The following is an 8658-nucleotide window of genomic DNA, read 5'->3' as shown; positions in this document are numbered from 1 at the left end:
TTGAAGGGCGGCATCCATATCGAATGTAGGTTTAGTCATGAGTCATCCCTTTTCGGTTCAGTCTAAAGAAATGACACAGAATTCTGAACACTACCCGCAAGAGGGCAAAACAGTTGTATCGGCGCTGGAAGCATTAGGTGTTTAAAGATTAGGCAGTATTCATATAAGCATATGATTTAAAGGATCTTTACCTCGATAGACACTATGTTAATCTGTGCGCATTAGGCGACGAAAGTTGCGCAAATTATGAATTAAGCAGGTAGGCCCCCATGTTTTTCAAAAACCTCAGAGTTCGTGCCAAATTATGGCTGTTGATCGGTATTGCCGGTTTTATGTTGCTGTTTCTAACTTCGACAGCACTGCTGGATATGCGCCACTCACTTCAGCAGGAGCGTGAGGCCCAGCTGAATTCATTACTGGATACTACCCTAAGCCTGACAGCTTCCTTGCAGGCACGGGTAGCTGCGGGCGAGCTGAGCGGCGATGAGGCGCGGCAGCAGGCACGTACTCTGTTGGAAAACATGCGCTATGCCGGCAATGAGTATTTCTTTGTTCTGAATGCCAACGCCGACATTCTGGTACATGGGGGCGATACGTCTCAGGCAGGTCGTAATCTGAAATCAGCAAGAACCCCGGATGGGGTACCTGTATTTGCGCAGATGGCAGCGATGATCGGCGGTGGAAAAAAGGTAGAGGCATTTAGTTATCTTTGGCCCAAGGCCGGCAGTACCGAGCCTCAACCCAAGCTGACGCTGGCCAAATCCTTTGAGCCCTGGGGTTGGGTGATTGGCACAGGGGTATATATGGATGACTTGAATGCGGCGTTCATGGAAGACCTCATACACCTTAGTCTTCAGCTGCTCGTTGCCCTGGCCCTTCTGATACTGTGTGCGATTCCTATCGGACGCACGATAATAATGCCTCTTGATATTATCAGTGACGTGATGAAGCGTGCTGCCAATGGTGATCTTCGGGTGCGTACCGAGCTGACCAGCCGGGATGAGCTGGGCAAGGTGGGTCGGCGTATCGATGAAACTCTGGGCGTGTTCCAGGATCTGGTTCATCAGATTGCCGGCTCGGCGACCCAGGTATCAGCCAGTGCTGAAGAGTTGGCCCGCAGTGCCGAGGAAACCAGCGCGGCGCTGGATGCACAGGCGCAGGAAGCTGAGCTGCTCTCCACCGCCATGAACGAGATGGCCGCCAGTGTGCATGAGGTTGCCCGTAGTGCCGGTGAGACGGCGGCGGCGATTGAAAGTGCCGATCATGAGGCTGATGAAGGCAACCATGACGTTGAAGATACCGTTGAACGTATTCAGGCGCTTGCTCGCGAAGTTGATGCAGCGGCTGAGGTGATTCAGGCTCTGGAAGGTGACACGGTTCAGATCGGCCAGGTGCTGGGGCAGATCCAGGCCATTTCCGAACAAACCAACCTGCTGGCGCTGAATGCGGCGATTGAGGCGGCTCGCGCCGGTGAGTCCGGCCGAGGCTTTGCGGTGGTGGCTGATGAAGTGCGCCAGCTGGCGCAGCGGACCCAGGGCTCTACCGAAGAGATTCGCAGCATGAACGATCGTTTGCGTTCGGCAGCTCAGCGGGCTGTTGAAGTGATGGAGCGTTCCAAGGAACGTGCGGATGCCAGTGTCACAACCGCCCAGCATGCGGGCAAGGAGCTGAGCCGTATAGTGGAACAGATGGCGCACATCCGTGACATGGGCGTACAGGTGGCAGCGGCGGCCGAAGAGCAAAGTCAGGTATCGGAAGAGATGAACTCCAATCTGCTGCGTATCACTCAGGCCTCTGAAAGCACGGTTGCGGCTGCGAATACCGTGGCAGCCAGTGGTGAACAGCTGCAGCAGCTCTCACGCAGTCTGCAGCAACAGATCAATCGCTTCAGTACCTGATCTGGGCCTGTTGGCAACGGGGGGATATACTGGGGCGAAATGTCTGAACATGCGCGGAGAATTATGAAATATCGCATCATCCCGGTAACCCCGTTCCAGCAGAACTGTACTCTGCTCTGGTGTGAGCAGACCGGCAAGGCAGCCGTGGTCGACCCCGGCGGAGACCTGCCCCTTATCAAGGCTGCCATTGCCGAAGAAGGGGTAACGCTGGAAAAGATTCTGCTGACTCACGCTCATATAGACCATGCTGGTGGAACCGCTGCGCTGTCTCATGAGTTGGGTCTGACCATTGAAGGGCCGGGTCACGAGGATGAGTTCTGGATTGAGGGATTGCCCAAGCAGAGTCAGATGTTCGGTTTTCCGAATGTGGATGTGTTCACGCCGGACCGTTGGCTGGAAGAGGGTGATCGTGTCAACTTCGGTGAGGTTGAACTACAGGTGATACACTGCCCGGGACATACGCCTGGTCACGTCGTGTTTTACCACGCAGACTCGTCACTGGCACTGGTGGGTGATGTTCTGTTTCAGGGCTCCATTGGCCGCACGGACTTCCCGCGGGGTGATCATGCCACCCTTATCCGCTCGATCAAGGAAAAGCTTTTGCCATTGGGCGATGAAATACGTTTCATACCCGGGCACGGTCCCATGTCGACCTTCGGTCAGGAGCGGCTGACCAATCCGTTCATTGCCAGTCGGTTTGGCTAATGTTCCCGACTCTTTGAGGAAACACCACCACTGACGATAAAGGTGGTAACGTCCCCGGCCGGCTGGTCCAGAGCTGTAACCCGGTTGGCAGGGACGATAATCAGGTTTCCGGCAAAGTTGTATGATTGTGGCAGGTAAACAGCTACCTCTTCATTCAACCCCCAGTGTGACAAATCCTCAGCTGTGATGAATCCGGCAACACGCACACCGGCTTCTTCGCTTAAGCAAACCAGTACTGGCTTGTTGAAGCGCTTGTCCTCACCCAACAGTGCGTTGAACAGATCTCCTACAGCGTTATAGAGCAGCTTCACCAGCGGTATCCGCTTCATCAGTTGCTCAAATCGCCTGACCAGATAACGGCCAAGGTAGTTATTGGCCAGTATGCCCACTACCGTGATCAGTGTCAGTGTAGAGGCGATAGCCAGAAGAGTGGTGGGCCAGCCAGGCTCGAGCTGGGGCAGCAACTGATGAAACAGTCGGCCAAGCGCCGAGAACAGGGTGTTGTTCAGGGCCATGAAAATGGCATATACCAGATAAAAGGTGATAACGGCCGGCAGCAGTACCAGCAATCCCTTGAAAAACAGCCGAATCAGAGTGTTCATGGATATCCCTTCTATTTGTGCAACAGCAGCGCCAGTTCGAACAGTTGCGGGTCAAGTCCCTTGCGATAACGGATTACGCTATCGAGAGGAATATCCAGTATGGCACCTTCGGACACGCCTACCATAATGTCGTTATAACCCGCCAGCAGATAGCTTACGGCCATGGCACCCAGTCCAGAGGCCAGTACCCGATCATGCCCACTCGGATGCCCTCCGCGCTGAATATGGCCGAGAATGCAGACCCTTGGGTCTTCGCCCTGCTGCTGCAGCTGCTGAGCCAGCCTGTAGGTAAGGCCGGGCTCACGTCCCTCTGCTACAACAATAATGCCGCTGGAACCCTTGCCTGTTCGGCGATTTTCACATAGCTGGCGCCCCAGTTCTTCGATATTTACCTGGTACTCCGGCACAATCACCATCTCGGCACCGGCGGCAATACCTACATGAGTGGCCAGGAAGCCGGAGTTTCGGCCCATGACCTCTACCAGAAAGTAACGCTCATGCGACGAGGCGGTATCACGGATCTTATCAATGGCATCCAGGGCGGTATTGACGGCGGTATCAAAGCCAATGGTGTCTTCCGTACCGAAGATATCGTTGTCGATGGTGCCAGGAAGTCCGATAACGGCAATGTCACTCTCTTCAGCCAGTAGATGAGCCCCCGTCAGTGAGCCATCCCCACCAATTACGATCAGCGCACCTATTCCGGCATTTTTCAGGTTGGCTGCGGCCTGCTGCCGTATCTCTGGGTCCTTGAACGCCTCACAGCGGTCACTTTTCAAAATGGTGCCACCGCGCTGTACGATGTTACGGACAGAGGACGATGTCATCACGCGCAGGTCTCCGGCTACCAGGCCACTGTATCCTTTTTGAATACCGTATACCTGCACGCCGCTGTTCAGGGCCGCTCGCACGACGCCTCGAACGGCCGGGTTCATGCCGGGCGAATCTCCACCGCTGGTCAGAACCGCTATGGCGTCGAAATCACGGATGGGTTCAAGATCAGGCAGACTGTACATAAACGACTCCCTGGTGAGTGGGCATGCTGACACTATAACTGAATTATTGCGTTATCGTGATAGAAGTGGAAACGATCCATGTTACGGTTTTTGCAGTAAAAAAATTCTGTTGCAGGTTGATGCCGGCGCAATGCTGGCCAATACTGAAAGCTCTGAGTCCGACCCGGCACGGGTGCGTGACCGCAGATTTCCGATCAAACAGGAGAGTTGAACATGGCGTTGAAAAAAACACTGATCTCAGCCGCGATGGCGGCAGGTGTAATGGCTGCAGGGCTGACCGCACCAACAACGGCGAGTGCGGAAAGCTTTATTACCATCGGTACCGGCGGGGTGACGGGAGTTTACTATCCCACAGGTGGTGCCATCTGCCGTCTGGTTAACAAGGACCGTTCTGAGCATGGCATCCGCTGCTCGGTCGAAAGTACGGGTGGCTCCATTTATAACCTGAATACAATCCGTGCCGGGGAGCTGGACATGGGTGTAGCTCAGTCCGACTGGCAATTCCATGCCTACAATGGCACCGATGCCTTTGCCGAACAGGGGGCAAACAAGGATCTGCGCTCCGTTTTTTCACTTCACCCCGAGCCGTTCACTGTGGTTGCGCGAGCCGACGCTGGTATCAAGAACTTCAATGACCTCAAGGGCAAGCGGGTCAATATCGGCAACCCGGGTTCAGGTCAGCGCGGTACCATCGAAGTCATCATGAAGGCGAAGGGCTGGACCAACAGCGATTTTGCGTTGGCATCTGAGCTGAAGGCTTCAGAGCAGGCCAGTGCACTGTGTGACAACAAAATTGATGCAATGGTTTACGTTGTTGGCCACCCAAGCGGCGCAATCAAGGAGGCAACCACCTCCTGCGAAAGCAATCTGGTAGAAGTGAATGACGCGGCCATCGACATGTTGGTGAATGAGAACAGCTACTACCGCAAGGCTGTGATCCCGGGTGGCATGTATCAGGGCAATCCTGATGATGTTGTAACCTTCGGTGTGGGTGCCACGATTGTAAGCTCTGCCAGTGTGCCTGATGATGTGGTTTATAATGTGGTCAAGGCGGTTTTCGAGAACTTCGACACCTTCCGCAAATTGCATCCTGCTTTTGAAAACCTGAGCAAGGAAGAGATGGTACGAGATGCCTTGACGGCACCCCTGCACCCGGGTGCAGAGAAGTACTACAAGGAAGCCGGCCTGCTTTAAGCACCGGCAGCAGGGGGGTGACCCCCCCTGCTCACCCCCTCCTTTCTGTCTGAAACAAGGGTGTAGATCGTGACTCAGGAAGACAAGCAGCAAACCTCCAATGACGATATTCAGGCACTGGTCGCACAGTCCGACAGCGGTGCTCGCTCTCCCAAGGGCCTGCCTGGGCGCCTTCTTTGGGGGGTTGCACTGGCCTGGGCTCTGTTTCAGCTTTGGTATGCCTCGCCACTTCCTTTTATGCTGGACTTCGGGGCCATCAATGATTCCAAGGCTCGTGCCATCCATCTGGCATTTGCCATATTTTTATCTTATACCGCTTACCCGGCGCTGAAACGTTCACCACGTTTCCACATCCCGATCCAGGACTGGATATTTGGACTCCTGGGTGCTTTCTCTGCTGCCTATCTGGTCATTTTTGAAGCGGAACTGGCCGGACGCTCGGGTGCACCGATCACTGCGGATGTGGTGGTAGCTGTTATGGGGATGCTGCTGTTGCTTGAGGCAACTCGACGCGCCCTGGGGCCACCGTTGATGGTCGTTGCGGCAGTATTTTTGACGTATACATTCGCAGGGCCTTACATGCCGGATGTGATTGCCCATAAGGGTGCAAGCCTTAACAAGGCGATGTCGCACCAGTGGTTGACTACTGAAGGTGTGTTCGGGGTTGCGTTGGGCGTATCCACCAGCTTTGTGTTTCTGTTCGTGCTGTTTGGCGCTTTGCTTGAAAAGGCAGGCGCCGGCAACTACTTCACCAAGGTCTCGTTTTCTCTGTTGGGGCACATGCGCGGAGGGCCGGCAAAGGCTGCGGTGGTGTCTTCAGGGTTATCAGGCCTTATATCCGGTTCTTCCATCGCCAATGTTGTAACTACGGGTACCTTTACCATTCCATTGATGAAGCGCGTGGGGTTTCCCGCTTACAAGGCCGGGGCTGTTGAGGTTGCAGCATCTACTAACGGTCAGCTTACGCCGCCGATCATGGGGGCAGCAGCCTTCCTTATGGTTGAGTATGTGGGCATTTCCTATATTGAAGTAATTCAGCATGCCATTCTGCCGGCGTTGATCTCCTATATTGCACTGATTTATATCGTGCATCTGGAGGCGTTGAAGGCGGGCATGCAAGGTCTGCCGAAGCGTAATGATGGCGGTACCCTTGCTCAGAGGCTGGCGACCTGGGTTGGTATTATAGTGGGGGTATGTGTTGTCTCACTTGGACTCTATTATGGTTTTGGTTGGACCAAGAGTTACATAGGCAGTGCCAGCTACTGGATTATGGCCGCAATCGTATTTGTGGCTTATCTCTGGCTGGTTCGCCACTCCGCAGCTTACCCAGATCTGAAACTGGATGATCCTGACTCAGATATAGTCGAACTCCCTGAAACAGCACCGACCGTCAAGTCGGGTCTTTATTTTCTGCTGCCGGTTTTTGTACTCGTGTGGTGTCTGACAGTGGAGCGCTTTTCTCCGGGGCTGTCTGCGTTCTGGGCAACTGTGTTCATGGTAGTGATTGTGCTTACACACAAGCCGATAAAAGCCATGTTTCGGGCCCAGGGTGCGTTTGGACAGGGGGTAAAGGAAGGCTTCTGCGATCTGCTTGATGGGCTGGTGACAGGCTCTCGAAACATGATAGGCATCGGCGTGGCAACTGCAGCGGCGGGTATTGTCGTGGGAACTGTTACGTTGACCGGAATCGGTTTGGTTATGACCGAGTTCGTTGAGTTCATTTCGGCGGGCAATATCATGCTGATGCTGCTGTTCACCGCTGTCATTAGCTTGCTGTTGGGTATGGGGCTGCCAACAACAGCAAACTATATCGTCGTATCCACATTGATGGCTCCGGTCATTGTGACTCTGGGGGCTCAGCAGGGGCTCATTGTGCCACTGATCGCTGTACACCTGTTTGTGTTCTATTTCGGAATATTGGCCGATGACACACCGCCCGTAGGGCTTGCTGCGTTTGCTGCTGCAGCGATAGCACGCTCGGACCCAATCAGAACCGGTGTTCAGGGTTTCACCTATGACATCCGCACAGCGGTGTTGCCCTTTATGTTTATTTTCAACACTGAGTTGTTGCTGATGGGGATAGAAAGCATTCCGCATCTGCTGGTCACCATTGCGACTGCAGTGATTGCCATGCTGATTTTTGCAGCTGCGACTCAAGGCTACTGGCTGGTGAAAAGCCGTTGGTATGAAACCCTGTTGCTGTTACTGATCGCATTTACACTGTTCCGTCCTGGCTTCTGGTGGGATGAAGTTTATCCACCTGTAATCAACGAACCAGCTCAGAAGATTGAATGGCTGGCAGAACAGGTTCCTGCCAATGGCCACCTGATGATTCAAGCGAGGGGAATGACAATTGATGGCGATGAAGTTACTCGACTGATTCGTCTGCCGTTAGAAGAGGGCAGTAGTGGAGCCGAGCGGCTTGAGAATGCTGGCCTGGTGCTCAATATAAATGATGACAGCGTGATTGTTGATCTGGTTGCATTTGGCAGTGCAGCGCAGGACGCAGGCTTCGACTTTGACTGGGAAATTCTGTCCATTCAAGTTGAGGCAGATCGACCGGATAAACAATGGATGTATTTACCAGCTCTCTTGCTGCTGGCTGTATTGGCATGGTTGCAGATACGTCGGAGACGGGCATCTGCACCAGAGACACAGGAGGCATGATGTTTAATAAAATACTGCTGCCGATTGATATGCAGGACCGAAATACAGCGCAGGAAGCGTTGCGTGAGGCAGCACGCTATTTGGCAGGGCCTGAGGCCGAGCTGCATGTGATGTCGGTAATGCCCGGGCTCAATATGCCAATGGTCGCCGCCTACTTTCCGGAAGATACAGTTGAGAAGGCGTTGAAGGAGCTTGAATGTGAGCTTGCGCAATTGATCAAGGAAACCGTTCCGGAGTTGGCTCATTGCCATGAACATATCTGTGAAGGCAATGCGGCCAAGCAGATAATCAAGCAGGCAAATAAGCTGGACGTCGACCTCATCGTTATGCCCAGTCACAACTATTCGCGTATGGAAAACATACTGATCGGCTCGGTTACCTCGCGGGTGGTTGAGCGTGCGCACTGCTCGGTAATGGTGCTGCGATTAGCAAAGCAAAAAAAGTGATATCGAGGCGTTGACAGCGATCCGAATCGCTGTAAAATACGCCACCTCATCAGCGCTGACCGCGCGTTGTTTTCTCCGCCAAGGCAGTGAAAACAAACGAAAAAAACGGTTGACACTGAAACGGGTTGCG

Annotated in this window: 7 protein-coding genes; 5 read left to right on the top strand and 2 right to left on the bottom strand. The window is 53.8% G+C overall.

Annotation, left to right across the window (positions count from 1 at the left end; genetic code table 11):
• The first annotated feature begins 269 nt into the window (after positions 1–269).
• Together ABIE61_RS18220 and ABIE61_RS18215 are read left to right on the top strand one after the other, a co-directional pair.
• Positions 270–1898, top strand: coding sequence for a methyl-accepting chemotaxis protein (locus ABIE61_RS18220; RefSeq protein WP_354412168.1), 1629 nt, complete (start codon positions 270–272; stop codon positions 1896–1898).
• 63 nt (positions 1899–1961) lie between these two features.
• Positions 1962–2603 carry an MBL fold metallo-hydrolase gene (locus tag ABIE61_RS18215; RefSeq protein ID WP_091827852.1) on the top strand — a complete coding sequence of 214 codons (642 nt, stop codon included), beginning with the start codon at positions 1962–1964 and terminating at the stop codon, positions 2601–2603.
• Here ABIE61_RS18215 and ABIE61_RS18210 read toward each other — a convergent pair.
• Together ABIE61_RS18210 and pfkA are read right to left on the bottom strand one after the other, a co-directional pair.
• Positions 2600–3205, bottom strand: coding sequence for a DUF502 domain-containing protein (locus ABIE61_RS18210; RefSeq protein WP_091827851.1), 606 nt, complete (start codon positions 3203–3205; stop codon positions 2600–2602). The two genes, ABIE61_RS18215 and ABIE61_RS18210, sit on opposite strands and share 4 nt — an antisense overlap.
• A gap of 11 nt (positions 3206–3216) precedes the next feature.
• Positions 3217–4221 (bottom strand): 6-phosphofructokinase, encoded by a 1005-nt coding sequence (gene pfkA / locus ABIE61_RS18205; protein WP_091827850.1) that lies wholly within the window; start codon positions 4219–4221, stop codon positions 3217–3219.
• Between the two features lie 213 nt (positions 4222–4434).
• Here pfkA and ABIE61_RS18200 point away from each other — a divergent pair, with 213 nt between their 5' ends.
• From ABIE61_RS18200 to ABIE61_RS18190, 3 genes are all read left to right on the top strand, one after another.
• Positions 4435–5415 carry a TAXI family TRAP transporter solute-binding subunit gene (locus ABIE61_RS18200; protein ID WP_091827849.1) on the top strand — a complete coding sequence of 327 codons (981 nt, stop codon included), beginning with the start codon at positions 4435–4437 and terminating at the stop codon, positions 5413–5415.
• Between the two features lie 69 nt (positions 5416–5484).
• Positions 5485–8082, top strand: a complete 2598-nt coding sequence (locus tag ABIE61_RS18195) for a TRAP transporter permease (protein WP_354412164.1) — start codon at positions 5485–5487, stop codon at positions 8080–8082.
• Positions 8082–8528: a universal stress protein gene (locus ABIE61_RS18190; RefSeq protein WP_354412161.1), complete on the top strand. Its 447-nt coding sequence runs from the start codon at positions 8082–8084 to the stop codon at positions 8526–8528. The genes ABIE61_RS18195 and ABIE61_RS18190 overlap by 1 nt, the downstream gene beginning before the upstream one ends.
• Positions 8529–8658: the final 130 nt, after the last annotated feature.

The organism is Marinobacterium sp. MBR-111, from assembly GCF_040547585.1.
Lineage (GTDB): Bacteria > Pseudomonadota > Gammaproteobacteria > Pseudomonadales > Balneatricaceae > Marinobacterium > Marinobacterium iners.
This window is presented reverse-complemented; position numbering and strand designations above follow the sequence as displayed.